We start from the raw sequence: 26,761 nt of genomic DNA on the forward strand, positions 1-26,761 counted from the left end.
CCGGGAAGTCGCCCACGGCCCCGCGGCTGTTACGTCAGAGCCAGTCGTCCGGCCGCGGCCACGGCATCAACGCCGACAGCGCGTCCTTCGCCGGTTCCGTGACCGCGTACCGGCCGCGGTGGAACAGCAGCGGCCGGGCGTCCGACGGCGCGCCCAGCGCCGTCACGCGGCCGATCACGACGTAGTGGTCGCCCGCCTCGTGCACCGCCTCCAGCGCGCAGTCGATCCACGTCAGCGCGCCGTCGAGCAGCGGCGCTCCGGACGGGGCCGGTGTCCAGCCGACCCGGGCGAACTTGTCCTCGCCGCGGGCGCCGAACACCGCGCTGACCTCCTGCTGGTCCTCGGCCAGCACGTTGACCGCGAACCGGCCCGCCGCGGCCAGCACCGGCCACGTCCGCGACGTGCGCGCCGGGCAGAACAGCACCAGCGGCGGGTCCAGCGACAGCGCGGCGAACGACTGGCAGGCGAACCCGGCGAGCGTGTCGCCGTCGCGGCCGGTGACCACCGTGACGCCGGTGCAGAAGTGCCCGAGGACGCTGCGGAAGCCGGCCTGGTCGACCGCCGCCGCGGTCATGCGCCCGGGGGCCGCGCGCCGACCGAGAAGTCGTGACCCCACAACGAAACGGCGGTGCTTTCGCGGGCGATCCAGTTGTCGTCGTCAACCTGGCGGCCCTCGCAGCCGAACTCGACGTCGAAGCCGCCGGGGGTCTTCATGTAGAACGACAGCATCAGGTCGTTGACGTGCCGCCCGAGCGTGGCCGACATCGGCACCTTGCGCCGGATCGCGCGGTCGAGGCAGAGGCCGACGTCGTCGGTGTTCTCCACCTCGACCATCAGGTGCACGATCCCGGACGGCGTCGGCATCGGCAGGAACGCCAGGCTGTGGTGACGCGGGTTGCACCCGAAGAAGCGCAGCCACGCGGGCGGCCCGTCGGCGGGCCTGCCGAGCATCTGCGGCGGCAGCCGCATCGAGTCGCGCAGCCGGAAGCCGAGGACGTCCCGGTAGAACCGCAGCGACGCCTCGTCGTCCTTTGTGGACAAAACCACGTGACCGAGGCCCTGCTCGCCGGTGACGAACTTGTGGCCGTACGGGCTCACCACGCGCCGGTGCTGCAGCGCGACGCCGTGGAACACCTCCTGGGTGTTGCCGGACGGGTCGTCGAAGCTGATCAGCTCGTCGACCCGCCGGTCGGCCAGTTCCTCGGGCGTGCCCTCCTTGTAGGGCACCGAGGCACTGTCCAAACGCGACCGGATCTCGGCCAGCTCGCCGGCGTTGGCCGCCTCCCAGCCGGTGACCGCGAGGCGGTCCGCGGAGCCGGGCGAGATGACCAGCCGCGCCGGGAAGTCGTCCATGCGCAGGTAAAGCGCGTCGGGGTTGGTGCCGCTGCCTTCGACCATGCCGAGCACCTTGAGCCCGTACTCGCGCCACGCGGCCATGTCGGTGGCTTCGACGCGGAGGTAGCCCAGTGACCGGATGCCCATCAGGAACTCCCGAGGAAGTCGAGGGCCAGCCGGTTGAACTCGTCGAACTTCTCCAGCTGGGCCCAGTGCCCGCAGCCGCCGAACACGTGCAGCTGCGCGCGCGGAATCGTCTTCAAGGCCACCAAAGCGCCGTCCAACGGGTTGACGCGGTCTTCGCGGCCCCAGATCAGGAGCACGCGCTGGCGCAGCCGGTGGGCTTCGCGCCAGAGCATGCCTTCTTCGTAGGTTTCGGGGTGGGCGAACGACTTCCCCATCGCCCGCATCGCGGCGAGCGACTCCGGGGTGTTCGCCGCGGCGAAGCGTTCGTCGATCAGCTCGTCGGTGATCAGCGCCTGGTCGTGGACCATGATGCGCAGGAACGCTTCCATCCGCTCCCGGCTGGGTTTCGCGCCGAACTTGCCGAGGTTCTTGACGCCTTCGGTCGGGTCGGGCGCGAACAGGTTGACGCTCAGCCCGCCCGGCCCCATCAGCACGAGCCGTCCCGCGCGTTTGCCGTGGTTCAACGCGAACCGCACGGCCGCGCCGCCACCGAGGGAGTTGCCGACGAAGTGGGCGCGCTCGATGCCGAGGGCGTCCATCAGGCCGGCGACGGCGTCCGCGCTGTGCCGGAAGTACTGCGGGTGCTCGGTCGGCTTGTCCGACCGCCCGAACCCGGGCTGGTCGACGGCGATCGTCCGGTAGTGCTTGGCGAACTCCGGCAGGTTGCGCCCGAAGTTGCTCCACGCCGACGCGCCGGGCCCGCCGCCGTGCAGCAGGATCACCGTTTCGGCGTGTTCCGCGCCGGCTTCGTGGTAGTGCAGCTTCAAAGAGCCGGCCTGGACGTACTTGCCTTCGGGTGCGGCCATCAGTACATCGCGTTCTCGACGGGGAGCCCGAAGGCGCCGGTGCCGAACATGACGTACGCGCGCTCGGCGTCGTTCGCCGCGTGGACCCGGCCGGCGTGCGCGTCGCGCCAGAAGCGCTGGATCGGCGTGCCGCGCTGGATCGCGCGCCCGCCGGAGTTCTCGAAGAGCCGGTCGATCGCGGCGATCGCGCGTTCGGTCCCGCGCACCTGGTCGCGCCGGACGCGCAGCCGCAGGTCGCCGGGCAGCCGTTCCTCACGCTTGGCCAGTTCGTAAAGCTCGTCGATGTTGCGGGTCAGCTGCAGCCACGCGGCATCGATTTCGCTTGCCGCTTCGGCGATCCGCACCTTGGCGAACGGGTCCTCTTTGGACTGTTCACCGGCGTAGGCGGCGCGCACGCGCTTGCGCTGGTGCTCGACGTGCGCGTCGTAGGCCCCTTGCGCCATCCCGATGATCGGCGCGGTGATCGTGGACGGGTGCACCGAACCGTACGGCAGCCGGTACAGCGGCCCGGGGTTGACGGCCTGGCCCGGCACCTTGCACTTCGACGTCGCGATGAAGCTCAGCGCCCGGTGCTGCGGGATGAAGACGTCTTCGACGACGATGTCGTTCGAACCGGTGCCGCGCAGGCCGACGGTGTCCCAGACGTCCACGATGGCGTAGTCCGCGATCGGCAGCAGGTACGTGCAGAAGTCGACCGGCTTGCCGTCCTTGAACGCGGGCCCCCCGAGCAGCACCCACGTGCAGTGGCCGGAGCCGGAGGAGAAGCTCCAGCGGCCGGACAGCCGGTAGCCGCCGTCGACGACCTCCGCCTTGCCCATCGGCGCGTACGACGACGAGATCCGCACGTCCTCGTCCTCACCCCAGACCTCTTGCTGCGCCTGCGCGTCGAACAGCGCGACGTGCCACGGGTGGACGCCGAGGATGGAGGCGACCCAGCCGGTGGACCCGCACGCGCTCGCGATCAGCTTGACCGCGGTGTAGAAGCTCACCGGGTCGGATTCGAGCCCGCCGAACGGCTTCGGCTGCAGCATCTTGAAGAACCCGGTCTCCTGCAGGGCCTTGACGGACTCCTCGGGGACGTTCCGCGCGTCCTCGGTGTCCTGGGCCCGTTCCCGCAGGACCGGCAGGAGGTCCCGGACCCCGGCGATCACCTGCTCGCTCATGCGCAGTCCTCTCTCGTTTCGCTCGCCCAAGACTAGAACACGTTCTCGTTTTTGTCGAGAACGCCCTGCGCCAGGGCACTGTTGATCCCTGCCCTGCGGCCGGAAAACACGCAGTCGGCCAGGGACAACCCGCTCACGTAGGACCTGGAACAGATTCCCACCGCGGTGCGACCGGCGGCGTACAGCCCGGGGATCGGCTCCCCCGCCGTGTCCCGCACCGCGCCGGTGTCCTCGTCCACCACCAGGCCGCCGAGGGTCAGCATCGGCGTGGGGTACCCCAGGTTGGGCCGGACCGAGATGTCGATCAGCGAGAACGGCGGGTTTTCCAGGCGCCGCCGGAACTCGTCGGGCTTGCCGACCGGGTCCGAAGCGCCGTGGTAGGCCTCGACGCTCGCGCGCAGCCCCTGCGGATCGACGCCGGCCTGGCGCGCGGCCTCTTCGACCGTCGCCCCGATGACCCGGCCGCGGCGCAGCAGGTACCGCAGCTGGAGCCATTGGAACCACTGGCTTTGCTTGCGGCCGTCGCGCCGCGCCTCGGCGACGATCGGCGCGTCGACGAGCAGCCAGCCCTTGCTCTCGTGCTCTTCGATCAGCTTTTCGCCGACGGCGGCGCCGTACCGGGACTCGTCGATGACCCGCCGGCCGCCCGCGTCGACGATGATCCCGCCGAGGAACGCGCTGGGCGGCGTGACGAACCGCCACGCCGAGATCCGGTCGAGTTCGCTGGTTGCGGCCCCGGCCTCGACGCCGAGCCGGATGCCGGACCCGTTGTCGGCGGACGTGCCGAGCGCGAGCCCGCCGCGGTACTTCGGCGCGTGTTCGCGCACCATCTCGCGGTTCGCGATGAACCCGCCGGCGGCGAGCACGACCCCGCGCCGGGCGGTGATCCGCAGCTCACGGCCGTGCGCGCGCTCGAAGCGTTCGACGCGGCGGTGCAGCGACTTGCGCAGCGACGGCACGTAGATCCCCGGCTTCGCCGCGTACTGCGCGAACCGCTGGTGCCGGGCCCGGATCCGAGCCGGCGCTTCGCTCAGCGAGTCGGCGACGAGCCCGGTGACGCGGCCGTCGTCCTGGACCAGGCTCCGGACGTGCGTCTGGGTCAGCACCCGGATCCCGCGCTCGCGCACGGCCTCTTTCAGGCGGGTCATCAGCATTTTCCCCGAGGTCCCGGGCCCCTTGACCCGGTGCCCGCGCGGGGCCGGCTTCGCCGCGTCGCGGAACCCGCCCGCGGCCTCGCTGCCGGAGTAGTACAGGTAGTGGGCGTCGCTGGGGTACGACGTCTTGTACGGGCAGAGGCTGCCGTCGAACGGCACGCCGTTGCCCTCCAGCCAGGTGATCATCTCGCGGCTGCCCTCGCAGAACCGCCGCAGCGTCGGTTCCGAGACGACGTCCCCGGCCTCGAGCCGCAGGTAGGCGTACATCGCGTCGACGGAGTCGTCGACCCCCGCGTCGAGCTGCTGGGCGGTGCCGCCGCCCGCGTAGACCACGCCGCCGCTGACCGCGCTCGCGCCGCCGCCGGCGAACCGTTCGACGATGATGACCTCGGCGCCCGCGTCGGCCGCTTCGAGGGCGGCGCAGGCGCCTGCCGCCCCGAACCCCACGATGACCACGTCCGCGAAGAGCTCGTCCATGGTCGCTACCCTAGAACTGAAACACGTTCTCGTCTATGGTGAGCGAAAGCGGCTCTCAACTGGATACTCTTCTTGTGGAACACGTTACAAGTGAGGTGGCATGACGGAGCAGTTCGACGTGGTCGTCGTCGGCAGTGGCGCCGCCGGGATGACCGCCGCGCTGGCCGCGGCTCACCACGGGCTCAGCGTCGTCGTCCTCGAAAAAGCGGCCTGCTTCGGCGGCTCGACCGCCCGCTCCGGCGGCGGGGTCTGGCTGCCGGGCAACCACGCGCTGCGCGCCGCCGGGATCGACGAACCGCCCGAGCGGGCGCGCGAATACCTCGCCTCGATCGTCGGCGACGTCGTCCCGGCCGTCCGGCGCGACACGTTCCTCGACCACGGCCCTGAAGTACTGAAGTTCGTCTGCGACCACACGCCGCTGAAGTTCCGGTGGGTCCGCGACTACAGCGACTACCACCCCGAAGCCCCGGGCGGGCGGCCCGGCGGCCGGTCGGTCGAGCCGATGGCCTTCGACGGCAACTTGCTCGGCGCCGACCTGGCCCACCTCGAACCGCCGTACAGCGCTCCCCCGCTCGGCGTGCCGATCACCCAGGCCGACTACCGCTGGCTGAGCCTCCTCGCACGGCACCCGCGTGGGGCCGTCCGGATGCTGTCGCTGGGCGTCCAGTGGCTCGTCGGGAAGGTCCGCGGGCAGCGGCTGCTGAGCATGGGGCAAGCGCTTGCGGCCGGCCTACGGGTGGGCCTGACCAGGGCCGGCGTCGACGTCCGGCTGAACACGCCGCTCGTCGATCTTCAGGTCGAAGGCGACCGCGTCACCGGCGTCGTCACCGCGGACGGCGTCGTCAGGGCCCGGCGCGGGGTGATCCTCGCCAGCGGCGGCTTCGAGCAGAACCTCGAAATGCGCGAGAAGTACCAGCGCGCACCGATCGGCATCGACTGGACCGTCGGCGCGGCCGCCAACACCGGCGACGGCATCACCGCCGGACTCAAGCTCGGCGCCGCGCTCGACCTGATGGACGACGCCTGGTGGGGCCCGTCGCTGCCGCTCACCGGCGGGCCGTGGTTCGCGCTGGCCGAGCGGTCACGGCCGCGCTGCATCATGGTCGACGCGCGCGGGCAGCGGTTCGTCAACGAGTCCGCGCCCTACGTCGAAGCCGTGCACGCGATGTACGGCGACGGCGACGGCCCGGGCGAGCACATCCCGACCTGGCTGGTGTTCGACCAGCGCTACAAGGACCGGTACATGTTCACCGGCGTCGGGCCGCGCCAGCCGCTACCCGGACGCTGGTTCAAGGCCGGGATCGCGGTGAAGTCCGGTTCGCTGGCCGGGTTGGCCGCGAAGATGGACGTCCCGCCCGCGGGATTGGCGGCCACCGTCGAGCGTTTCAACGGCTTCGCGCGCAACGGCGTCGACGAAGACTTCCAGCGCGGGGTCAGCAAGTACGACCACTACTACGGCGACCCGCGCAACAAGCCCAACCCCAGCCTCGGCCCGCTGGACAAAGCGCCGTACTACGCGGTGAAGATCGTGCCGGGCGACCTCGGCACCAAGGGCGGACTGCGGACCGACGAACGAGCACGAGTCCTGCGCGAGGACGGCTCGGTCGTGCCGGGCCTGTTCGCCGCGGGCAACGTCAGCGCGGCCGTGATGGGCCGGACGTACGCCGGACCGGGCGCGACCATCGGCCCGGCCATGGTGTTCGGCTACCTTGCGGCGACGCGGCTGGCCGACGAAGATCAAGGGACCACGGGAGGCGAGCGATGACGCAGGAGTCAGTACGCACGATCTACGCCGGTGAGCCGCCGACCCGGTTCGCGCGCGGCTGGCACTGCCTCGGCCTGGCCGAGCGGTTCCGCGACGGTAAACCCCACGCCGTCACGGCGTTCGGCACGAAACTGGTGGTGTTCGCGGACTCCCACGGCGAGCTGAACGTCCTCGACGGCTACTGCCGGCACATGGGCGGCGATCTCACGCAGGGCAGCGTCAAGGGCGACGAGGTCGCGTGCCCGTTCCACGACTGGCGCTGGAACGGCAAGGGCAAGTGCGTCTCGATCCCTTACGCCAAGCGGGTTCCGCTGCGCGCGCGGACGCGGTCGTGGACGGCGTCGGTGCAGAACGGCCAGCTCATGGTGTGGCACGACCCGGAGGGCAACCCGCCGCCGGAGGAGCTGGCCATCCCGCGCATCGAGGCCGCCGACAGCGACGAGTGGAGCAACTGGACCTGGGACGAGATCTTCATCGACGGCTCGAACTGCCGGGAGATCATCGACAACGTCGTCGACATGGCCCACTTCTTCTACATCCACTACGCCTACCCGACGTACTTCAAGAACGTGTTCGAAGGCCACATCGCGACGCAGTACCTCAACACCAAGGGCCGCCCGGACATGGGCATGGCGTCGAACTACGGCGGCGAGGACAACCTGCTGCGCTCGGAGGCGTCGTACTTCGGGCCGTCCTACATGATCAACAAGCTGGTGAACTCGTTCCAGGGCTACGAAATCGAGAGCGTGCTCATCAACTGCCACTACCCCGTGACGCCGACGTCGTTCGTGCTGCAGTACGGCATGAAGGTCAAGAAGCAGCACGGGCTGACCGACGAGCACGCGGACAAGATCGCGGCGAAGCTGGCGCGCGGGATCGGGGCCGGCTTCCTGCAGGACGTCGAGATCTGGAAGCACAAGACCCAGATCGACAACCCGCTGCTGTGCGAAGAGGACGGTCCGGTCTACCAGCTTCGCCGGTGGTACCAGCAGTTCTACGTCGACGCGGCCGACGTCACCGAGGACATGACCCGGCGCTTCGAGTTCGAAGTGGACACTTCGAAGGCGAACGAGGCGTGGGCGGCGGAGGTGGCGGAGAACCTGGCCCGCCAGAAGACCGAGGCGGAAGTGTGACGACCGCCGAGCAGACCGAGTTCCTTTCGGGCGGGCTGCGGCCGCACGAGTGCCGCAGCTGCGGGACGTGCGTGCTGGTGAAGAAGAACAGCATCCAGCACACGAGCATCCAGTGGACGTCCCGGCCCGCCGACAGCTGCCCGGTGTTCGCCGACGCGGACGGCCCCTCGGCGCTGCTCGACACCTGCCCGAAGCTGGCGGACAGCATCGGCGACGCGGTGCGGGAAGGTTCGCTGGCGGTGGCCGATGGGTGAGCGCGTCTACACGCTGACGGTCGCCGACGTCGTCGTCGAGACGCCGGACGCACGGTCGGTGGTGTTCGAGATCCCTCCCGAGCACACCTCCGCTTTTTCTTACACCGCCGGGCAGTTCTTGACTTTGCGGATCCCGAGCGAGCAGACCGGTTCGGTGGCGCGGTGCTACTCGCTGTCGAGCGCGCCGCACGAGAACCGCGTGCAGGTGACGGTCAAGCGCACCGACGGCGGGTACGGGTCGGGCTGGGTGTGCTCGTCGCTGCGGCCGGGGATGCAGGTCGACGTGCTGGCGCCGGCGGGCGTGTTCTGCCCGGCGTCGGTGGACGAGGACTTCCTGCTCTTCGCCGGCGGCAGCGGGATCACGCCGGTGATGGCGATCCTGAAGACGGCGCTGGAAACCGGGTCCGGCCGGGTCGTGCTGGTCTACGCGAACCGGGACGAGAATTCGGTGATCTTCGCGGGCGAACTGGCGTCGCTGGCGAAGCGGTACGGCGACCGGCTGGTCGTCGTGCACTGGCTGGAGAGCGTGCAGGGGCTGCCGGACGTCTCGCAGCTGCGCGGGCTGGCTTCGGCGTACACGTCTCATGAGGCGTTTCTGTGTGGTCCGGCGCCGTTCATGGCCGCCGCGCGCGAGGCGCTCGGGCAGCTCGGGGTGCCGCGGGACCGGGTGCACGTCGAGAAGTTCACGTCGCTGACCGGGAACCCGTTCGAAGCCACTGTCACCGAGGAAGCGCCTTCGGACGCGGCGCCCGCGTCGCTGACGGTTTCGCTGGACGGTGACACGCGGTCGATGGCGTGGCCGCGGCAGCGGAAGCTCCTGGACCACCTGCTGGACGCGGGCCTGGACGCGCCCTATTCGTGCCGCGAGGGACAATGCAGTGCGTGCGCGTGCCGGATCACCTCGGGTGAGGTGAAGATGCTGCACAACGAGGTTCTGGACGCCGAGGACATCGCGGACGGCATCGTGCTGGCCTGCCAGTCGCTGCCGGTCACCGACGAGGTCTCGGTCAGCTACGAATAGGAGTTTTCGGGTGCCCATCGATCCCGCGGTCGCCATCGGCGCCGAGATCGGCGAGGTGAACTTCGCCTGGACGTCGTCGGACGTGCTGCTCTACCACTTGGCGTTGGGCGCCGGACCGGACGAACTGCGCTACACGTACGAACAGGACCTGGTGGTGCTGCCGACGTTCGCGACGGTAGCGGCGAACCTGCGGGTGTTCGACCCGCCGGCGGTGTCGTTCCCCGGGATCGAGATCGACCTGGCGAAGGTGCTGCACGGCAAGCAGGAGATCACGCTGCACCGGCCGATCCCGACGTCGGGCAAGGCGGTGGCGCGGTCGCGGGTCGCGGACGTGTACGACAAGGGCAAGGCCGCGGTGGTGGTCCAGGAGGTTTCGGTCACGTCGTCGGCGGGCGATCCACTGTGGACGGCCCGGTCGAGCATCTTCGCCCGCGGCGAGGGCGGGTTCGGCGGTTCGCGAGGGCCGTCGGATCGCCTCGAGTGGCCCACGCGCGCTCCCGATGTCGTCCTGGACGTGCCGACGTTGCCGCAGCAGGCGCTGCTGTACCGGCTGTGCGGCGACCGGAACCCGCTGCACGCGGACCCGGCGTTCGCGCGGGCGGCCGGCTTCGACCGGCCGATCCTGCACGGGCTGTGCACGTACGGAATCGTGGCGCGGGTGCTGGTGAACGAGTTCCTGGACGGCGACCCGGCGCGGGTGGCGTCGTTCTCGACGAAGTTCGCCGGAGTGGTGTTCCCGGGCGAGACGCTCCGCGTCCGGGTCTGGCGCTCGTCCGACCGGTTGCTGGTGACGACGACGGCAGCGGAGCGCGACGACGCACCGGTGCTGGCGGACACGGTGCTGGTGCCCACTTCGTGAGACCGTCCCGGCCGGCGCCCGCTACCGTGGAGGGGTGACTTCGGAATACTTCGTGGTGCGGGGAACGGTCGAACACGGCGACGAGCGAGGCCGTGAGCTGGGCTTTCCCACGGCGAACATCGCGCTGAGCGACCAGGCCGGCTCGATCGGCGACGGAGTGTGGGCGGGCTGGGTCCGCAGGGCGGACGGAACCCACCTCCCGGCGGCGATCTCGGTCGGCCGCCGCCCGACGTACTACGGAGCGGACGGGTACCGGTTGCTGGAGGCCCACATATTGGACTTCACGGGCGATCTGTACGGCGAGACGCTCGTGGTGTGGCTGGGGTCGCACCTGCGGGAGCAGCAGAAGTATTCCTCGGCGGAGGATTTGATCACGGCGTTGAAGAACGACATCGCGGCGGCTGGGCAGTGGGTGGCGGAGAACCCGGCGGCTTCGCTCCCGGCGGTCGGTGAGAGCGAGTTGGGCGAGGTTCGGCGGGTCGTGGGCTGAACCCGGCTCGCCGCCCGAGGTCGGCCTTGGGTGGGCGGGCGGGCGCGCGCTTGAGCGGGCGGCCGGTCCGGATGACGTGACCTGAATGACTCATTCATGTCGTCCGGTGACAGGAATGAGTCATTCACTACATCCGGACTGCCGTCAGAGAGCCGCGGCCAGAAGCATGTAACCCATCCCGGCCCCCATCACCGCCCGGCAGACCGCGCGCGAAGCGTGCCCGGCCGGCGCCGGCGCCGGCGCGACGACAGCTGCGCCGGTCACGACTCCGGCACCACCGGCACCCGCGCCGGCCACAGCAGACCCCGCCGCGACTCCCGCACCACCAGCTCCCCCGCCGGCCACCGCAGACCTCCCCGCGACTCCCGCGCCACCGGCACCCGCGCCCGCAGCAGCGGCGCCAGCCGCGGCTCCAGCTCCCCTGGCACCGGCCATCGCTCCGGGCACAGTCCCTACCGCGGTGCGGAGCACCCGCGCCCCTGACCAGGCCGCGTCCGCCACGAAATACCCCGCCGCAACCACCGCCACCAACGGCAACGCCAATCCTGAGTCCATTGTGGACATCGTCAGCCACGGGCCGTGGTCCATGCCGCCGTGGGGCATCGCCGTCACCATGTAGCACATCGCCGCCGCCGAAAGCGCGTGGTGCGCGCAGCCCGACCGGCGCCCGCGCCACCACGCCGTTGCGAACCATCCAGCCGTCAGCGCCAGCACCGCCTGCCAGCCCGCCGCCGGGATCGGGCCTCCCACCGGGGACAGCATCGCCACCATCGCCACCACCAGCAGCAGCTCCGCCAAATCTCCGTGGCGAACCGCCGCGCCCAGGTGGGCGTAGTCGAGGCGGACCAGCCGCAGCACGCACGGCAGCACCAGCGCCGCGAACGCCGCCGTCAGCGCCCAGCCCATCGTCACCCGGCGGGCCGGGCGCCGGGGATCCGTGAGTCACACATCTCGGGCCTCACTCTGCGTCGTCGGGTCGTCATTCCACCGTGACACCCCGGCCGCACGCGCACCAGCCGTCAATGAGGTGAAGCCCGTTGACCCACAAGAGCGACGGCCGGCTACACCCCGCTCGTCAGCACGAGCCCGCTGGTCGGCACCCCGGTCCCCGCCGTGACCAGCACCCGCGCCGCGCCGGCGACCTGGTTGGCCGCCGTGCCGCGCAGCTGGCGGACGCCCTCGGCGATGCCGTTCATGCCGTGGATGTACGCCTCGCCCAGCTGCCCGCCGTGCGGGTTGAGCGGCAGCTCGCCGTCCAACTCCAGCGTGCCGCCGGCGATGAAGTCCTTCGCCTCCCCGCGGCCGCAGAAACCCAGTTCTTCCAATTGCATCAACACGTACGGCGTGAAGTGGTCGTACAGCACGGCAACGTCCACATCGGACGGTCCGAGCCCGGACTGCGCCCACAGCTGCCGCCCGACGACGCCCATCTCCGGCAGCGCGGCCAGGTCGTCGCGGTAGTAGCTGGTCATCACGTACTGGTCCGGTCCGCTCCCCTGCGCCGCCGCGGCGATCACCGCCGGCGGCTGGGCCAGGTCGCGGGCACGGGAAGCACTCGTGACGACCAGCGCGACCCCGCCGTCGCTTTCCTGGCAGCAGTCCAGCAGGTGCAGCGGCTCCGCCACCCAGCGCGACGCCTGGTGCTCCTCGAGGGTGATCGGCCGCTCGTGGAACCACGCGTTCGGGTTGGTCGCCGCGTGCTTGCGGTCGAGCACCGCGATCCGGCCGAAGTCCTCGCTCGTCGCGCCGTAGTCGTGCAGGTACCGCCGGGCCACCATGGCCACGGTGGCCGCCGGCGTCGCGATGCCCATCGGGTAGTGGAACGCGTTGTCCACACCGGACGAATTGACCTGCCCGGCCGCGGCCGAGGACACCTGCCCGAACCGCATCCCCGAGCGCTCGTTGAACGCCCGGTAGGCGACGACGACGTCCGCGACCCCGGTCGCCACCGCCATCGCGGCCTGCTGCACGGTCGCCGCCGCCGCGCCGCCGCCGTAGTGGATGCGGCTGAAGAACTTCAGCTCGGGGATCCCCAGTTCCCGCGCCACGGCGATCTCCGCGTTGCCGTCCATGGTGAACGACACCAAACCGTCCACATCGGACGGCGACAGTCCCGCGTCCGCCAGCGCGTGCGAGATGCATTCGGCCGCCAGCCGCAGTTCGCTGCGCCCGGAGTCCTTCGAGAACTCCGTCGCGCCGATTCCCACGATGGCCGCCTGACCCGAGAGCGTCACGGCAGCGTCACCTCCACGGTCCCGGCGACGTGCTCGCCGAGACTGTCCACTCCGGACACCGAGACGACGACGTCACGCCCCGAAGCCGACACCACCCGGCCGGTGAACGTCAGCGTGTCGTAGGCGTAGCACGGCACGCCGAGCCGGATCTTGATCGACCGGATCAGCGCCTCCGGCCCGGCCCAGTCCGACACGAACCGCTGCACCAGGCCGGTGTCGGTGAGGATGTTGAGGAAGATGTCCTTCGAACCGCGCGCCACCGCGGAATCACGGTCGTGGTGCACGTCCTGGAAGTCACGGGTGGCCAGCGCGGTGCTGACGACGAACGTCGGCGTCGCCTTGATCGTCAACGGCGGCAGCTCGGTCCCTTCGGTGACGGTCATCGGGCCACCTTCCACGCGGGCAGCGTCAGGTCGTCGTCGACGCGGACGAACGCGGCCACCACCGGCAGTCCGATGTGGACTTCGTCCGCCGCCGCGTCCAGCAGCTCGGCCATCACCCGGACCCCTTCTTCCAGCTCCACCAGGGCCACGACGAACGGCAGCTCCTTGCCCGGCACGGGCGGGTGGTGGTGCACGACGTACGAGAACACGGTCCCGCGGCCGCTCGCGACGACGTAGTCCGGCTTCGCGTCGAGCGCGCCGTCCGGCGGCATCGGCCCCGGCGGGTGCCGCAGCGTCTCGCCCCAGCGCTGGATGCGCAGTTCGCCCTGCCGGAGCCCTTCCCAGAAGAACTCCGTGTCGCGGCTGATCACCGGCCGCAACACCGGTGCCGCGGGCGGCGAAGGCGCGGGCGGGCGGAACTTCAGCACCCGGAACATCATCTCCGCGACGGCTTCCTCGCCGACGTACCAGGTCATCCGGGTGGTGACGAACCAGCCTTCGCCGAGTGCGGTCCTCTTCGGACCGACGACGTCCTCCAGGCGGGTCCGCGCTTCGACCTGCTCGCCCGGGCGCAGGTAGCGGTGGTAGGTCTGCTCCGAGTTCGTCGCGACGACGGACGTGAACCCGGCGTCGTCCAGCAGCTCCATCATCAGGCCCAGGGGATCGTCGCTGACGCGCGGGACGTTCAGCCCGCCCATCGTCCACACCTGCGCCATCGCCGGCGGCGCAACCAGTCCCTTGTGGACACTTCGCGCGGCGAACTCCGGGTCGGTGTAGACGGGGTTGGTGTCCCCGATCGCTTCGACCCAGTTGTTCACCATGGCCTGGTTCACGGGGTCGCGCGCCAGGCGCGGCGCGCACTCCCCGCGCACGGCGATCTCCTCGGCGGTCGTCAAGATGTCGGTCATCGCGGCACCCTCGGCAGGCCCAGGCCGATCGAGGCGATCAGCTCCCGTTGGATTTCGCTGACCCCGCCACCGAAGGTCAGCACGATGTTGCGTTTGGCCGAGACGTCCAGCCACTCCGCCAGCTCGGCGGTGTCCGGATCGGACAGGTCGCCGTGGCGCGCCACCAGTTCTTCGAGGTTCCGGCCGATCCGCTGGATGACCTCGGAGCTGAACACCTTGGTCGCCGACGCGTCCGCGACGGCCACCGGCGCGTTCGCCGACGACACCGCGACCTGCCAGTTCAGCAGTTCGTTCACCCGCGTCACCGCCATGGCCTCGGCCAGCACGGCCCGGACGTCGGCGAGGTCGAGCAGGCCGTGGGCGGCGGCCCACGCGTGCACGCGGTCGTACAGCCCGCCGATCCGCCCCGCCGGGCCGAGCATGACGCGCTCGTGGTTGAGCTGCGTCGTGATGAGCCGCCAGCCCTCGTTCTCCTTGCCCACCAACCGGTTCACCGGCACGCGAACGTCCGAATAGTACGTCGCGTTGACGTGGTGGGCGCCGTCGCAGGTGATGATCGGCGTCCACGAGTAGCCGGGGTCGCTCGTGTCCATGATGAGGATCGAGATGCCCTTGTGCCGCGGCGCGTCGGGCGCGGTCCGGACGGCGAGCCAGAGGTAGTCGGCGTCGTGGCCGCCGGTGGTGAAGATCTTCTGGCCGTTGACGACGTACTCGTCGCCGTCGCGCACCGCGGTCGTCCGCAGCGCCGCGAGGTCGGTGCCCGCTTCCGGCTCGGTGTAGCCGATCGCGAAGTGGATCTCCCCGGCCAGGATCTTCGGCAGGAAGAACGCTTTCTGCTCGTCGGTGCCGAACTGCTGCAGCGTCGGCCCGACGGTCTGCAGGGTCACCGACGGCAGCTGGACGTCGGCGCGCACGGCCTCGTCGACGAACAGGTGCTGCTCGATCTCGCCGAAGCCCTGCCCGCCGTACTCGACCGGCCAGCCGACGCCGAGCCGGCCGTCGCGGCCCATCCGGCGGACGATCTCGCGGAACACCGGCCCGTGCCGTTCGCGCCGCATCGCCTGGCGTTCTTCGGGGCTGATCAGCCCGGCGAAGTACGCGCGCAGTTCGGCGCGCAGGTCCTTCTGCGCCGCGGTCAGTTCGACGTGCATCTCCCTCACCCCGCCACTCGTTCGCCGAGCTTGCCGAGCCGGTGCGCGGCGCCGCCGAGCGTCCAGCCGAGATCCTTCACCTGCGACGAATACCGGTGCAGCGGATAGGTTTCGTCGACGCCGACCCCGCCGTGCAGGTGGTGGCAGGTCGCGAGGGCCACCGGCGCCTGCGTCGCGAGCCAGTACGCGGCGACGTCGAGTTCGGCGTCCGCGTCGAGGCCAGAAGCGAGCCGCCACACCGCCGACGTGACGGCCAGGTGGACGGTCCGCGCGGCCACGTAGACGTCGGCGATCTGGCCCGCCACCGCCTGGAAGGTGGCGAGAGGCCGGCCGAACTGGGTGCGCTCGCCCACGTGCTTGACCGTCAAGGCCAGGGCGCCGGCCAGGAGCCCGTCGCCGAGCGCGAGCGCGCCGGCGAGCGCGAACCGGTGCAGCGCCGCGACGGCGCCGCGGTCGAACAGCAGGTCGGTTTCCTCGACGGCGACGTCGTCCAGGCGCACGGTGCACTCCGGCGTCCCCGCCGAGGTCGGGGTCGGGACGAGCGTGACGCCGTCGGCGCGCGGGTCGACGAGGTAGACGGCGGTGCCGTGCGGGGTCGACACGGGCGTGAGGATCCGGGTGGCTTCGGCGGCGTACGGGACGGCGGTCTTGACGCCGCTGAGCAGCCACTTCCCGCCGGCCGCCCGCGCGGTCGTCGCGGGCTCGGCGGCGAGCGGGGCGGACGGCTCGTTGCACGCCGCGGTGAGCAGCGCCTCCCCCGCGGCGACCGGCGGGAGGAACTCCGCGCGCTGCTGGGGGGTGCCGAGCGTCTCGACCGGCAGGACGCCCAGGGCCAGGGTGGCGTAGGCGGGCACCGGCGCGGCGACCCGGCCGACCTCGGTGAGGACCTGCGCGACCTCGGCGACACCCAGGCCGTCGCCTTCGAGGTCGGGGGGCAACGCGAGGGCCAGCAGGCCCGACGACGCGAGCGCGCGCCAAGGGTCGTCCTCCGCGCCGAGCACCTTGGCGGCGAGGGCGGCGATCTCCGTCTGCGTATCGTCCAGGGTGAAGTCCACGCCCGTCCCTCCGGGTTCGGCGCAATACTGAAACCTGTTCTAGTCTTAACCGGAAAGGGTCGGTACGGCAACCCCCGGCGAGGAGCTCCAGTGGCGGTGACCGAACGCGGCGGCGCGCGCCGCCGGCTGATCACCGTGCCGCCGACCGCCGGCGTGCCCGACCCGGTCCCGCTCGACCTGCCGGGGCGCGGCCGGACCGTCGTCACCGACGTCGGGCCGCGGGACGCACCCGCGCTCGTCCTGCTGCATTCGGTGGCCTGCACGGGCCTGCTGACCTGGTATCCCGCCCTCGACCGGCTCGCGCGCGACCACCGCGTCGTCGTGTTCGACCAGCGCTGGCACGGCCGCGGCATCCGGTCGCCGGAGTTCCGGCTCGCCGACTGCGCCGGGGACGTCACCGCCATCGCGGACGCACTCGGCATCGGGCGGTTCGCGCTCGCCGGGTACTCGATGGGCGGGATGGTGGCCCAGCTCGTCGCCCACGCGGAACCAGAACGTGTTACCGGACTGGTCCTCTGCTCGACCGCGAGCAACTTCGGTCGCGGGCTGCGCCAGCGCGTCGCCCTCGACGTGTTCGGCCGGACGCTGCGGCAACTGCGCGAGCGCGTGAAGCTGCCACCCGTACCCATCGCCGTCCCCCGCGAGCGCGTCGAGGACTACCGGTGGGGGCTGCGGGAGTTCCGGTCGACCACGCCGTGGGAGATCGCGGTCGCCGTCGACGAGATCGGCCGGTTCGACTCGACGCCGTGGCTGCCGGCGCTGAGGCTGCCCGCGGCCGTCGTCGTGACCGCGAAGGACCGGTTCATCGCCCCCGACCACCAGCGGTCGCTGGCCCGCCGGATCCCGGGCGCGGCGACGTACGAGGTCGCGGCCGGGCACGCCGCCTGCGTCCTGGCCGCCGACCGCTGGGTGCCCGCACTGCTCGCCGCCGTCCACTCCCTGTGAGGAAGGAACCCACGATGGGACGTTTCAGCCTGCCCGACGAGAAACCCGGCGGCCTCGACTCGCCCGTGACGGCCAAGGTCATGAAGTACGGCGCGAAAGCCCAGGTCGCGGTGTTCCGGCTGACCGGCGGCCGCGTCGGCAGCACGTGGCGGATCGGGGCCGGTTTCCGCAAGCCCGTGCCGACGCTGCTGCTGGAGCACCGCGGGCGCAAGTCCGGCCGGCTGTTCACCACGCCGCTGCTGTACCTGCGGTCCGGCGAGGACGTCGTCATCGTCGGCTCGCAGGGCGGGCTGCCGAAGCACCCGCAGTGGTACCGGAACCTGCTGGCGCACCCCGAAACCCGCGTCCACCTCAAAGGACGGCGGAATGTCGATGTCACGGCCCGCGTGGCCGATCCCGACGAACGCGCGGAGCTGTGGCCGCGGCTGGTCGACCTCTACGCCGACTTCGCGAAGTACCAGGCGTGGACCGACCGGAAGATCCCGGTCGTCGTCCTCAGCCCGCGGCCTTGAGCAGCGCCGCGAGGGCGTCCGGGAGCGCGTCGGCCAGCGGCCAGAGGTCCTTGACGAGCTCGCGCGCGCCGAGCAGGCCGACGTGCACCTTGCCGTCGTTGGACAGCACCGTGACGTTCAGCCCGGCGCCGTGGAAGACCGGGCCGAGCGGGTAGAAGCCGGTGATCCGCGCGCCGAGCAGGTAGAGCGGCATCGGCGGGCCGGGCACGTTGGAGACGACCAGGTTGTGCACCACCGGGTGCTTTTCGGCCAGGCGCAGCGCCGAATACGCGCGCACGGCGAGGCCGAACATCGTGGCCGCGGAGAACTGCGCCCAGTCCTGCAGCATGTCGGCGTCGATGTCGTAGTGGTGGTCCTTCGACAGCCGGTTGGCCTCGGCGAGGAAGAACACGCGCGCGGTGGGGTCGTCGAGGTGCGTCGGCAGCGAGGCGAAGAACGCGGACACCTTGTTGCTGCCGTGGTCGCGTTCGGTCCGGTCGTGCACCGAGACCGGGACGGTCGCGACCAGCGGATCTTCGGGCAGTTCGCCGCGCGCGCCGAGGAAGTCTCGCAGCGCGCCGGCGACGAGGGCGAGCACGACGTCGTTCACCGTGACGCCGAACGCGTTCTTGACCGCCTTGACGTCGTCGAGGTCGAGCTGGGCGAAAGCGACACTGCGGTGGCCGGTGATCGTGCCGTTCAGCGACGTCCGCGGCGCGGTGAACGGGACCGGCATCCCCTTGCCCTGCAACGCTTTGCCGAGCCACTGCGGGACGAGCCCCAGCAGGTCCGGCAGCAGCCGGGCGACCTCGGCGGGACGCCGGACGACGCTCTCGACACCGGTGCGGAGCAGCTGCACCGGCGACGGCAGCGCGGGGTTGCGCGGCGCCTCGACCTCGGGCATCGGCGCGTCGGGCTCGAGGCCGGCCAGGTAGGTGATCAGGCTGGCGCCGCTCACGCCGTCGACGCTCGCGTGGTGCATCTTCAGCAGCACGGCGATCTGGCCGTCGGCCAGGCCTTCGATGACGTACAGCTGCCACAGCGGGTGGGCTCGGTCGAGCTGCTGGCCGGCGATGTGCGCGCAGAGCTCCGCCAGTTCGGCGCGGTCGCCGGGGGCCGGAACGCCGATGCGGTGCACGTGGTGGTCGAGGTCGAAGTCCTCGTCCTCGATCCACACGGGGTGCCCGATGTTCCAGACCGGGTTGTGCAGTTTGCGGCGGAACGCCGGGATCACCCGCACCCGCTTTTCGAGCTGGTCCTCGAGCTTCGCGAAGCTGTAGCCGCCGGGGACGGTCGAGCCGTCGAGGACGAGCAGCCCGCAGACGTGCAGGACCTGCGACGACGTCTCGAGGTACAGGAAGCTCGCGTCGAGGCCGCTCAGTCTCTGCATGGCGATCAGCGTAGGCGGCGCGTCACCCTACTCGCCGGTATCATCACCCTGGTGCAGCCGAACTTCCTGATCCGTCGCGCGGTCCAGCTCGGTCTCACGGCGAACGCGCTCCGCCCGTTGCGGGCCCGGTCCACGACGATCCCGACGTTCTTCGCCGGGTGGTTGACCAGCGAGCTGGCGCCGCAGTTGCTGGCGCTGACGGCGGCGGACTCCTTGGCCCACGTGGCCCGCCACGGCGTCCGCGACCGGTCGACGAAGGCGGGGCTGGCGATGGCCGCGGCGTCCGCGGCCGGGCTGGCCGCGCTGGTCCGGACGGGCCACGGCGCCCGCGAGGAGATCGAGTCGGCGCTGACGTCGGCGCTGGGCGAGGACTACGCGGCGGAGCTGGGCCGGTCCGACCTCGGGTTGCCGTGGGGCGAGCTGGCACTGCCGTTCCGGATGGGCGCGCCGGACGTGCGCGTCGACCGCAACATCGCGTACGCCCCGGGCGGGAAGCGGTTCCTGCTCGACGTGTACCGGCCGCTCGAGGACGTGTCGGGCGCGCCGGTGCTGCTGCAGGTCCACGGCGGCGCGTGGGTGATCGGCAACAAGGAGGAGCAGGGCCGGCCGCTGATGCGCTACCTGGCCCGCCGCGGCTGGGTGTGCGTGGCGATCAACTACCCGCTGTCGCCGGCGCACCGTTGGCCGGCCCACATCGTGGCGGCGAAGCAGGCGCTGGCGTGGATCCGTTCGTCGATCGCTTCGTATGGCGGCGACCCTCGTTTCGTGGCGGTGACGGGCGGGTCGGCGGGCGGGCACCTGTCGGCGTTGCTGGCGTTGTCGCAGAACGACCCGGCGCTGCAGCCGTCGTTCGAGGACGTGGACACGAGCGTCCAGGCGTGCGTGCCGCACTACGGGGTGTACGACTTCGCGGCGACTTCCGGGTCGAGGGCCAGCCAGTACCGGCTGGAAAGCTTGATCGCGCGCCGGGTGTTCGCGGCTGATCGTGATCCGGTGCAGCACTTGGACGACTACATCGCGGCGTCGCCGTTGGACCGGATTTCTTCGGAGGCGCCGCCGTTTTTCGTGATCCACGGACGGGACGATTCGCTGGTGCCGGTCCGCGAGGCGCGCGAGTTCGTGCGGCGGTTGCGGGAGAAGTCGCGTGAGCCGGTGGCTTATGCGGAGTTGGCGGGGGCGCAGCACGCTTTCGACGTGTTCACTTCGGTGCGGTCGGCGCATGTGGTTCGGGGTGTGGCGCGGTTCTTGGACTTCACTTACAACGCATGGAAGGCCGCTGCTCAGTAGGCCAGATCCACTGGACTTGCCGACGGTGGGCCGTCCAAGCGCCACTCCGTTCCCTCGCGGATGAATCGGTACCAGCGGGCGTCCCGGCCGTAGCGCAGCTGTAAGTCCCCTTGAGTCAGGCGGTTGCGCCAGACCTTCGGTGTTCCCGGCAGGCCCGCCTCCGCCACGACAGCTTGGGCTTCGGCCAGGGGGCCTGGGCCCGGCTGCCAGGTCTCCCTCAGCGCCGCCAAGCCGGTGCGGCCTGCTTCGCGCCATGCCTCGGCCCATCGCACCAAGTCGCGCGGGGGCACTCCCGCTGCCGTCGCCAGGGCGGCCGCTTCTGCCTCCGGTCGCGTTGATGCGCGGCGGGCCAGGTCCTCCTCGAACGTCAGCTGGGTCGCCGTTGGGCCGCTGGTCAGGAGGTCGCGGGCGAGGGAAGCCGCGTCCGCTGCGAGGTTGGACAGCGCCGCCGCTGTCCAACCGGTGCTTGGTGGTGGGTCGAGGTCCAGGACCGCCGGTGGGCCGGCCACTCGCGGTGGCGGGGGCAGCGGTGGGATCGCGCCCGGGCGGCGGGCGTAAGCCGCGCGGGGGGTCAGGCCCTCGTCCACGCGCTTCGGCAGCTTCGGTTTCTCGCCGCGCGCCGGGGAACGGCGGGCGCGCAGCTCGGCCAGGACGTCCGCTCTGGGGCGTCCGCGCAGCAGGAACAGCGTGAACGGGTCGCGGTCCACCTCGTCCGCGACCAAGTAGTACACCGCGGCCACGTGCTTGCAGGGGTTCGCCGAGTCCGGGCACGAGCACCGCGGCCGCAGGTCGCCCGGGCCGGGCAGGAGATCGGCACCCGCCTCGCGGGCCTGCTCGGTCAGGGCGGCCGGCAGCTCGCCGTCGAGCAACGCGGCCGCGTGGCCGAGCTGCGTGCCGACCACGCCGAGCAGCGTGTCCCACTCGCCGTCGGTGAAGGTGCGCATCGAGATGGTGACCTTGTAGGGCTGCGGCCGGCTGCCGCGCACGCGCGCCGTCATCTCGCCGGCGCCGAAGTGCAGCTCGCTGACCGTGCCCTTGCGCGCGTACGTCCGCCCGCGCGGCAGCCGGTTCGGGTCGAGCTTGGCGCGCTGCTCCAGGGCGTCGACCCAGGCGCGGCCCCACCACGTCGTGCCGAAGTTCCGCCTCGGCGGCATCACCCGCTCCCGAGCCGGACGAGGTCGGCGAGCTCGTCGTCGGAGAGCTCGGTGATCCAGTCCTCCCCCGCGCCGACGATCGACTCCGCCAGCCCGCGCTTTTTTTCCAGCACCTGCGCGATCCGCTCTTCGAGGGTGCCCTCGGCGATCAGCCGGTGGACCTGGACGGGTCGGTCCTGGCCGATGCGGTACGCGCGGTCGGTGGCCTGGTCTTCGACGGCCGGGTTCCACCAGCGGTCGTAGTGGATGACGTGGGTGGCGCGGGTCAGGTTGAGGCCGACGCCGCCCGCCTTGAGCGAGAGCAGGAAGACCGGGATTTCGCCGGCCTGGAACCGGTCGACCATGTCCTGGCGCTTCGCGGGCGAGCTTTCCCCGGAGAGCAGCTCGGTGGGCAGGCCGCGCTCGGTGAGACGGCGCTCGAGCAGCCGGCAGAGCTGGACGTACTGGCTGAAGACGAGCACGCTCTCGCCCTCGTCGAGGATGACGTCGACGAGCTCTTCGAACGCGGCCAGCTTGCCGGACCGGCCGGTGAGCGCGCCGTGTGGTTCCTTGAGGAACTGGGCCGGGTGGTTGCAGATCTGCTTGAGTTCGGTGAGCAGCTGCAGGACCTGCCCGCGGCGTTTGATGCCCTGCGTCTCGCGGATCTCGGCCAGGTTCTCGCGCACGACGGCCTCGTAGAGCGTGGTCTGCTCGGCGGTGAGCGGGACGAACCGGTCGGTCTCGGTCTTGGGCGGCAGTTCCGGGGCGATGTCCGGGTCGGACTTGCGCCGCCGCAGCAGGAACGGCCGGACGGTGGCGGCGAGCCGTTCGGTGACGGCCTTGTCCCGGTCACGTTCGATCGGGCGCGCGACGGTGCGGCGGAAGCGGTCGAGCGGGCCGAGCAGGCCGGGGGTGGTCCAGTCCACAATGGACCACAGTTCGGTGAGCCGGTTCTCGACGGGGGTGCCGGTGAGGGCGACCTTGGCGCGCGCGGGGACCTTGCGGAGTTCCTTGGCGGTGGCGGAGAGCGGGTTCTTGACGTGCTGGGCCTCATCGGCGGCGACGAGGCCCCAGTCCACTTCGGACAGGGTTTCGCGGTCGCGGCGGAGGACGCCGTAGGTGGCGAGGACGACCTCGTCGGGGGCGAGGTCGTCGAGGTGGCGGCTGCCGCCGTGGAACCGGCGGACGGGGATTTCGGGGGCGAAGCGGGCGAACTCGCGCTCCCAGTTGCCGAGGAGGGAGGTCGGGCAGAGGACCAGGGTGGGGCCGGCGGGAGGCGGAGTGGAATCGGCCTCCGCCGGGGCTTCGCCGAAGCCGGGCTCGGCAGCTTGCGCAGGCTCAGCCGGGCCGGGGCGCCCCCCAGAGCCAGGTTCGGCGGGCTCCGCGAGCCCGGCCAGGTCTCGCGCAGGCGCGGTCGCGGCCGCCAGAGCACGCCGGTGCAGGTGGAGCGCGATCAGCTGGATCGTCTTGCCCAGCCCCATGTCGTCGGCCAGGCACGCGCCCAACCCGAGGCCCGTCATCGTGGCCAGCCACGCCACCCCCGCCTGCTGGTACGGCCGCAGCGTCGCCCTCAACCCCGGTGGTGGTGCCACCTCCGCGGAAGCCCGGTCTCGGATCCGCGACACCAGGTCACCCAGCACCGGCGGGGCCGTGAACTCCACGCGCTCGCCGTCCAGTTCCAGCTCGCCCGTCAACGCCGCCGCCAGGGCGTCTCCTGCCTCCAGCTTGCGCGTTCGGCTTCGCACGCGAGCCAGCAGCTGCGGGTCCACCCGGACCCACTGCCCGCGCAGCCGCACCAGCGGCCTCTTCGCTTCGGCCAACGCCGCCACCTCGGCCGGCGTCAGCTGCTCGCCGCCCAGGCTGAGCTGCCAACGGAACTCCAGCAGGCTCCGCAGCGCGAACTCCGCCTCCGTCACGCTCGCCGGGGCCTGGGTCGCGCTCGCCTTCGCCTTCACCTCGCCGGCGAACAGGCCCTTCGACCAGAGCACCTCGATGCCCGCGCCGCCCAGGTCGCGTGCGCCGTCGGTGAGGAGGCTGACCACCTCGTCGTCCGACAGCTCCAGCGACGACGGCGCCTGCTGGGCCAGCACCCGCTCCAACGGCGGCCACGCCCGCGCCCCGCGGCGCAGGCCGAGCAGCAATTGCGTCTCCACCTGGTCGCCCAGGCGGCTCAGCACCGCGTCCGGTGCGTCCCACAGCGTCGACGCCTCCACCACCAGGCTCGGCTCCGCCATGCTCCGCACCGCCAGCACCCCGGCGAACGAGTCGTCGTCCAGGCCCTCGACCCGCAGCAGCACCTGGACACCCCGCGGCTCGCGGGCCTCCAGCTCGGCCAGCCACGCCGCGCCGTCCGGGCCCAGCAACGCCGGTTCGCGGGCCGCGAACGCCGGGTCGCCCGCTCCGACCGGGGCCGCCGGGCTGCGGGCCAGCAGGTCGGCCGTCGCGTCCCACAACGCGCGGACCAGGGAGTCCGGTGAGTGCAGGCGGATGCGTTTCAGCCCCGTCAACGGCAGCGCGTACGCCTCCGGTGGCAACGCGCCCGCCAACCCGCGCAGCAGCTCCTCGTCGGCCGCGTCCAACGGCCCGATCCGCCACGCCGCCGCACCCGCCGGTGACACGGCGGGGCGCAGCCGGCCGCGCGCGACCAGGTTCACGCCCGCGTTGACCGCCGCCGACCACGCCGCGACCGCCGGGCTCGCCTCCTCCCCCACCGACAGCAGCCGGGGCAGGGCACGTTCGAGGGGCACCAGCTCCGCCTCGACCTTCGTCCGCGCGAACTTCGCGCCCCGGGGCAGGACGAGCTCGATCGTGGTCCCGCCGGCCACGTCGTCGCCCCACAAGGCCAGCACGCCTTCCCGCGGGGGATCCGCGGGGAGGTAGGTGGCCCGGGTGTCTGCGCTGAACTCCACGACGGCAACGCTAGAACACGCCCCCGACAGTTTCGGGACCGACGGCGCGAACGGTCCTTTCGCGCCGTCAGCGCGGCAGGCCCAGGAGCCGTTCCGCCGTCAACGACCGCAGCACCTGCGTCGTCCCGCCGGCGATGGACAGGCACCGCGTCAGCAGGAACTCGTGCTGGGCCGAGCTGTCCGCGACCAGCGCACCCGTCCCCGCCAGCTCCACCGCGAACTCCGCGACGTCCTGCCGGTGCGCGACCCCGAGCAGCTTCCGCACGCTCGACTCCGCCCCCGGGTCCTGCCCCTCCAGCCGGCGCAGGGCCGCCCGCAGGTCGAGCACGGACCCGGCGACCCCCTCGGCCACCAGCGACCCGAGCCGGTCCAAGGCGACGTCGTCCAGCACCGACCTGTCCACAGTGGACACCAGTGCCTGGACGCTCTCCCCCACCGCCGACCCGCTCCCGAGCGCCACCCGCTCGTTGGCCAGCGTCGTGCGCGCCAGCCGCCACCCGCCGCCGGGAGCACCGACGACGTCGGCGTCCGGGACGAACACGTCGTCGAGGAACACCTCGTTGAACACGGCCTCGCCGGTGATCTCCCGCAGCGGCCGCGTCGTGATACCGGAAGCACGCATGTCGACCAGGAAGTACGTGATCCCCTTGTGCTTGGGCGCCTCCGGGTCGGTGCGGGCCAGGCAGATACCCCAGTCGGCCTCGCGCGCCAGCGACGTCCACACCTTCTGCCCGGTCAGCCGCCAGCCGCCGTCGACGCGCCGCGCCGCCGTCCGCAGCGACGCCAGGTCCGACCCCGCGCCGGGCTCGCTGAACAGCTGGCACCACGTGAGCTCGCCCCGCAGCGTCGGCCGGGCGAACCGCGTGCGCTGCTCGTCGCTGCCGTGCTCGAGGATCGTCGGGACCGCCCACGCGCCGATCACCAGGTCCGGCCGGCGGACCCCGGCCGCGGCGAGCGCGCCGTCGATCCGCAGCTGCTCCGCGGCGTCGGCGCCCCGGCCGTAAGGGGCGGGCCAGTGCGGCGTCAGCAGCCCCGCGTCCGCCAGGGCGACCCGGTGCGACGCCGTCGGCAGCGCCGCGATCCGCGCCACTTCCTCCGCCAGTGAAGGGTCTTCGCCGACGTCGACGCCCAAAGTGCGTTCGGTCCCGTCGAGAGCCAGCGAAGCCGATTGACGGCGCCACGGACCCGAACCCCCGAGCCACTGCCGCAGCGCGACGGCCCGGCGCAGGTAGAGGTGCGCGTCGTGCTCCCACGTGAAGCCGATCCCGCCGAGCACCTGGATGCAGTCCTTGGCGTTGGCGACGGCCGCGTCGAGGGCGACGGCGGCCGCGCTCGCCACCGAAAGCGGGTGCCGCCCGGAAGCCGCGTCCCAGGCCAGCGCTTCGGCCGCTTCGGCGCGGCAGAGCATTTCGGCGCACAGGTGCTTGATCGCCTGGAACCCGCCGATCGCCCGGCCGAACTGCTCGCGGACCTTGGCGTACTCGACGGCGACGGTCAGGCACCGCCGCGCCACGCCCGCCGCCTCGGCCGAAGCCAGCACGGCCGCCAGCGGCCGAACCGGCGGCAGGGTCAGGACGTCGGAATCGGCCCCGGCGAACCGGACCCGCGCCAGCGGACGCGAGAAGTCGAACGGCGCGAGCGGCTCGACCGCCACCCCGGGCGTCCCGGGCGCGAGCAGCAGGTGCCCGCCGTCGACCGGCACGAGCAGCCAGGATTCCGGCGTGGCGCCGGGTACGGGCCCGCTGACGCCGTCTTCCAGGGGGTCCAGCAGCACGGCGATCGACGCTTCCCCGTCGGCGACGGCTTCGAGGAGCTCCTTCGCCGACGGGACCTCCGCCAGCAGCAGGCCGGCCAAAGCGGTGCCGAGCACCGGACCGGGAACGAGTTCTTCCGCCGCCGCGGCCAGGCCGGCGGCCAGATCGGCGATACTCCCGTCGGCGCCGCCCAACGCGGCCGGCAGGGCCACGCCGAACAGGCCGAGCGCGGCGAAGCCGGCGGGCAGACCGGCCCCGGCTTCCGCCGCGCGCACCGCCTCGCGCGGGTGGTGCGCGCTCGCCCAGGCGCGGATCGCCTCGGCCAGCGCAGCCTGTTCCTCGGTGAGCGCGACCGGCATGGGGCCTCCTCGCGGGACGGGTCACTACTCGCGAGTGTAGAACGTGTTACAGTTTTTCGGCCAGTGGGCCAATTGTTGAACGTTTCGCCAGGCGAGGTACGCTACGTCGTGAACTGGAA

At 71.8% G+C, this 26,761-nt stretch carries 24 protein-coding genes; 9 read left to right on the top strand and 15 right to left on the bottom strand.

Annotation, left to right across the window (positions count from 1 at the left end; translation table 11 throughout):
- Positions 1–34: 34 nt before the first annotated feature.
- Genes hsaB through ACIQWX_RS35395 form a run of 5 tightly spaced genes read right to left on the bottom strand, consistent with a single transcriptional unit; the run spans position 35 to position 5,121 of the window.
- A complete protein-coding gene (gene hsaB / locus ACIQWX_RS35375; RefSeq protein WP_400880725.1) occupies positions 35–574 on the bottom strand; it encodes a 3-hydroxy-9,10-secoandrosta-1,3,5(10)-triene-9,17-dione monooxygenase reductase subunit in 540 nt (179 codons plus the stop codon).
- Positions 571–1,482: an iron-dependent extradiol dioxygenase HsaC gene (gene hsaC, locus ACIQWX_RS35380; RefSeq protein WP_400880728.1), complete on the bottom strand. Its 912-nt coding sequence runs from the start codon at positions 1,480–1,482 to the stop codon at positions 571–573. The genes hsaB and hsaC overlap by 4 nt, the downstream gene beginning before the upstream one ends.
- Positions 1,482–2,327, bottom strand: a complete 846-nt coding sequence (gene hsaD / locus ACIQWX_RS35385) for a 4,5:9,10-diseco-3-hydroxy-5,9,17-trioxoandrosta-1(10),2-diene-4-oate hydrolase (protein ID WP_400880730.1) — start codon at positions 2,325–2,327, stop codon at positions 1,482–1,484. Before hsaD ends, hsaC begins: the two co-directional genes overlap by 1 nt.
- Positions 2,327–3,490, bottom strand: coding sequence for a 3-hydroxy-9,10-secoandrosta-1,3,5(10)-triene-9,17-dione monooxygenase oxygenase subunit (gene hsaA, locus ACIQWX_RS35390; RefSeq protein ID WP_400880733.1), 1,164 nt, complete (start codon positions 3,488–3,490; stop codon positions 2,327–2,329). Before hsaA ends, hsaD begins: the two co-directional genes overlap by 1 nt.
- A 32-nt stretch (positions 3,491–3,522) precedes the next feature.
- Positions 3,523–5,121, bottom strand: a complete 1,599-nt coding sequence (locus ACIQWX_RS35395; protein ID WP_400880735.1) for an FAD-binding protein — start codon at positions 5,119–5,121, stop codon at positions 3,523–3,525.
- A gap of 100 nt (positions 5,122–5,221) precedes the next feature.
- On the opposite strand from ACIQWX_RS35395, the gene kstD reads away from it, so the two are divergent.
- Genes kstD through ACIQWX_RS35425 form a run of 6 tightly spaced genes read left to right on the top strand, consistent with a single transcriptional unit; the run spans position 5,222 to position 10,643 of the window.
- Entirely contained in the window at positions 5,222–6,886 is a 1,665-nt protein-coding gene (gene kstD / locus ACIQWX_RS35400; protein ID WP_400880738.1) for a 3-oxosteroid 1-dehydrogenase, read from the top strand.
- A complete protein-coding gene (locus ACIQWX_RS35405; protein ID WP_400880741.1) occupies positions 6,883–8,019 on the top strand; it encodes a Rieske 2Fe-2S domain-containing protein in 1,137 nt (378 codons plus the stop codon). Before kstD ends, ACIQWX_RS35405 begins: the two co-directional genes overlap by 4 nt.
- Complete coding sequence (locus tag ACIQWX_RS35410; RefSeq protein WP_400880744.1) at positions 8,016–8,273, top strand: hypothetical protein; 258 nt, start codon at positions 8,016–8,018, stop codon at positions 8,271–8,273. Before ACIQWX_RS35405 ends, ACIQWX_RS35410 begins: the two co-directional genes overlap by 4 nt.
- Positions 8,266–9,294 (top strand): 2Fe-2S iron-sulfur cluster-binding protein, encoded by a 1,029-nt coding sequence (locus ACIQWX_RS35415; protein ID WP_400880746.1) that lies wholly within the window; start codon positions 8,266–8,268, stop codon positions 9,292–9,294. The genes ACIQWX_RS35410 and ACIQWX_RS35415 overlap by 8 nt, the downstream gene beginning before the upstream one ends.
- Positions 9,295–9,304: 10 nt before the next feature.
- Positions 9,305–10,153 carry a MaoC/PaaZ C-terminal domain-containing protein gene (locus tag ACIQWX_RS35420; protein ID WP_400880749.1) on the top strand — a complete coding sequence of 283 codons (849 nt, stop codon included), beginning with the start codon at positions 9,305–9,307 and terminating at the stop codon, positions 10,151–10,153.
- A 34-nt stretch (positions 10,154–10,187) separates the two neighbouring features.
- Positions 10,188–10,643, top strand: a complete 456-nt coding sequence (locus tag ACIQWX_RS35425) for a riboflavin kinase (RefSeq protein WP_400880752.1) — start codon at positions 10,188–10,190, stop codon at positions 10,641–10,643.
- A 144-nt stretch (positions 10,644–10,787) separates the two neighbouring features.
- Here the strand turns inward: ACIQWX_RS35425 and ACIQWX_RS35430 are convergent, their stop codons facing one another.
- The 6 genes from ACIQWX_RS35430 to ACIQWX_RS35455 all read right to left on the bottom strand — a co-directional run bounded on the left by ACIQWX_RS35430 (position 10,788) and on the right by ACIQWX_RS35455 (position 16,374).
- Positions 10,788–11,549: a DUF5134 domain-containing protein gene (locus ACIQWX_RS35430; protein ID WP_400880755.1), complete on the bottom strand. Its 762-nt coding sequence runs from the start codon at positions 11,547–11,549 to the stop codon at positions 10,788–10,790.
- Positions 11,550–11,704: 155 nt separating this feature from the next.
- Positions 11,705–12,877, bottom strand: coding sequence for a lipid-transfer protein (locus ACIQWX_RS35435; RefSeq protein ID WP_400880758.1), 1,173 nt, complete (start codon positions 12,875–12,877; stop codon positions 11,705–11,707).
- Positions 12,874–13,260, bottom strand: coding sequence for a MaoC family dehydratase (locus tag ACIQWX_RS35440; RefSeq protein ID WP_400880760.1), 387 nt, complete (start codon positions 13,258–13,260; stop codon positions 12,874–12,876). Before ACIQWX_RS35440 ends, ACIQWX_RS35435 begins: the two co-directional genes overlap by 4 nt.
- Entirely contained in the window at positions 13,257–14,168 is a 912-nt protein-coding gene (locus ACIQWX_RS35445; RefSeq protein WP_400880763.1) for a bifunctional MaoC family dehydratase N-terminal/OB-fold nucleic acid binding domain-containing protein, read from the bottom strand. Before ACIQWX_RS35445 ends, ACIQWX_RS35440 begins: the two co-directional genes overlap by 4 nt.
- Positions 14,165–15,319: an acyl-CoA dehydrogenase family protein gene (locus tag ACIQWX_RS35450; protein WP_400880766.1), complete on the bottom strand. Its 1,155-nt coding sequence runs from the start codon at positions 15,317–15,319 to the stop codon at positions 14,165–14,167. The genes ACIQWX_RS35445 and ACIQWX_RS35450 overlap by 4 nt, the downstream gene beginning before the upstream one ends.
- 5 nt (positions 15,320–15,324) lie before the next feature.
- Positions 15,325–16,374, bottom strand: coding sequence for an acyl-CoA dehydrogenase family protein (locus ACIQWX_RS35455; protein ID WP_400880769.1), 1,050 nt, complete (start codon positions 16,372–16,374; stop codon positions 15,325–15,327).
- A gap of 90 nt (positions 16,375–16,464) precedes the next feature.
- Here ACIQWX_RS35455 and ACIQWX_RS35460 point away from each other — a divergent pair, with 90 nt between their 5' ends.
- Positions 16,465–17,319, top strand: a complete 855-nt coding sequence (locus ACIQWX_RS35460) for an alpha/beta fold hydrolase (RefSeq protein ID WP_400880772.1) — start codon at positions 16,465–16,467, stop codon at positions 17,317–17,319.
- Positions 17,320–17,333: 14 nt separating this feature from the next.
- Positions 17,334–17,831 carry a nitroreductase family deazaflavin-dependent oxidoreductase gene (locus ACIQWX_RS35465; RefSeq protein ID WP_400880775.1) on the top strand — a complete coding sequence of 166 codons (498 nt, stop codon included), beginning with the start codon at positions 17,334–17,336 and terminating at the stop codon, positions 17,829–17,831.
- Here ACIQWX_RS35465 and ACIQWX_RS35470 read toward each other — a convergent pair.
- Positions 17,815–19,200, bottom strand: a complete 1,386-nt coding sequence (locus tag ACIQWX_RS35470; protein WP_400880778.1) for a wax ester/triacylglycerol synthase family O-acyltransferase — start codon at positions 19,198–19,200, stop codon at positions 17,815–17,817. The genes ACIQWX_RS35465 and ACIQWX_RS35470 overlap by 17 nt on opposite strands.
- A 51-nt stretch (positions 19,201–19,251) precedes the next feature.
- Here ACIQWX_RS35470 and ACIQWX_RS35475 point away from each other — a divergent pair, with 51 nt between their 5' ends.
- Positions 19,252–20,487 carry an alpha/beta hydrolase gene (locus tag ACIQWX_RS35475; RefSeq protein ID WP_400880781.1) on the top strand — a complete coding sequence of 412 codons (1,236 nt, stop codon included), beginning with the start codon at positions 19,252–19,254 and terminating at the stop codon, positions 20,485–20,487.
- Here the strand turns inward: ACIQWX_RS35475 and ACIQWX_RS35480 are convergent.
- From ACIQWX_RS35480 to ACIQWX_RS35490, 3 genes are all read right to left on the bottom strand, one after another.
- On the bottom strand, positions 20,481–21,641 hold the full coding sequence (locus ACIQWX_RS35480) for an SWIM zinc finger family protein (RefSeq protein ID WP_400880783.1): 1,161 nt from the start codon (positions 21,639–21,641) through the stop codon (positions 20,481–20,483). The genes ACIQWX_RS35475 and ACIQWX_RS35480 overlap by 7 nt on opposite strands.
- Entirely contained in the window at positions 21,641–24,529 is a 2,889-nt protein-coding gene (locus ACIQWX_RS35485; RefSeq protein ID WP_400880785.1) for a DEAD/DEAH box helicase, read from the bottom strand. The genes ACIQWX_RS35480 and ACIQWX_RS35485 overlap by 1 nt, the downstream gene beginning before the upstream one ends.
- Before the next feature lie 67 nt (positions 24,530–24,596).
- Complete coding sequence (locus ACIQWX_RS35490) at positions 24,597–26,642, bottom strand: acyl-CoA dehydrogenase family protein (RefSeq protein WP_400880788.1); 2,046 nt, start codon at positions 26,640–26,642, stop codon at positions 24,597–24,599.
- Positions 26,643–26,761: the final 119 nt, after the last annotated feature.

Origin of the sequence: Amycolatopsis sp. NPDC098790 (genome assembly GCF_044759945.1) — a bacterium.
Lineage (GTDB): Bacteria > Actinomycetota > Actinomycetes > Mycobacteriales > Pseudonocardiaceae > Amycolatopsis.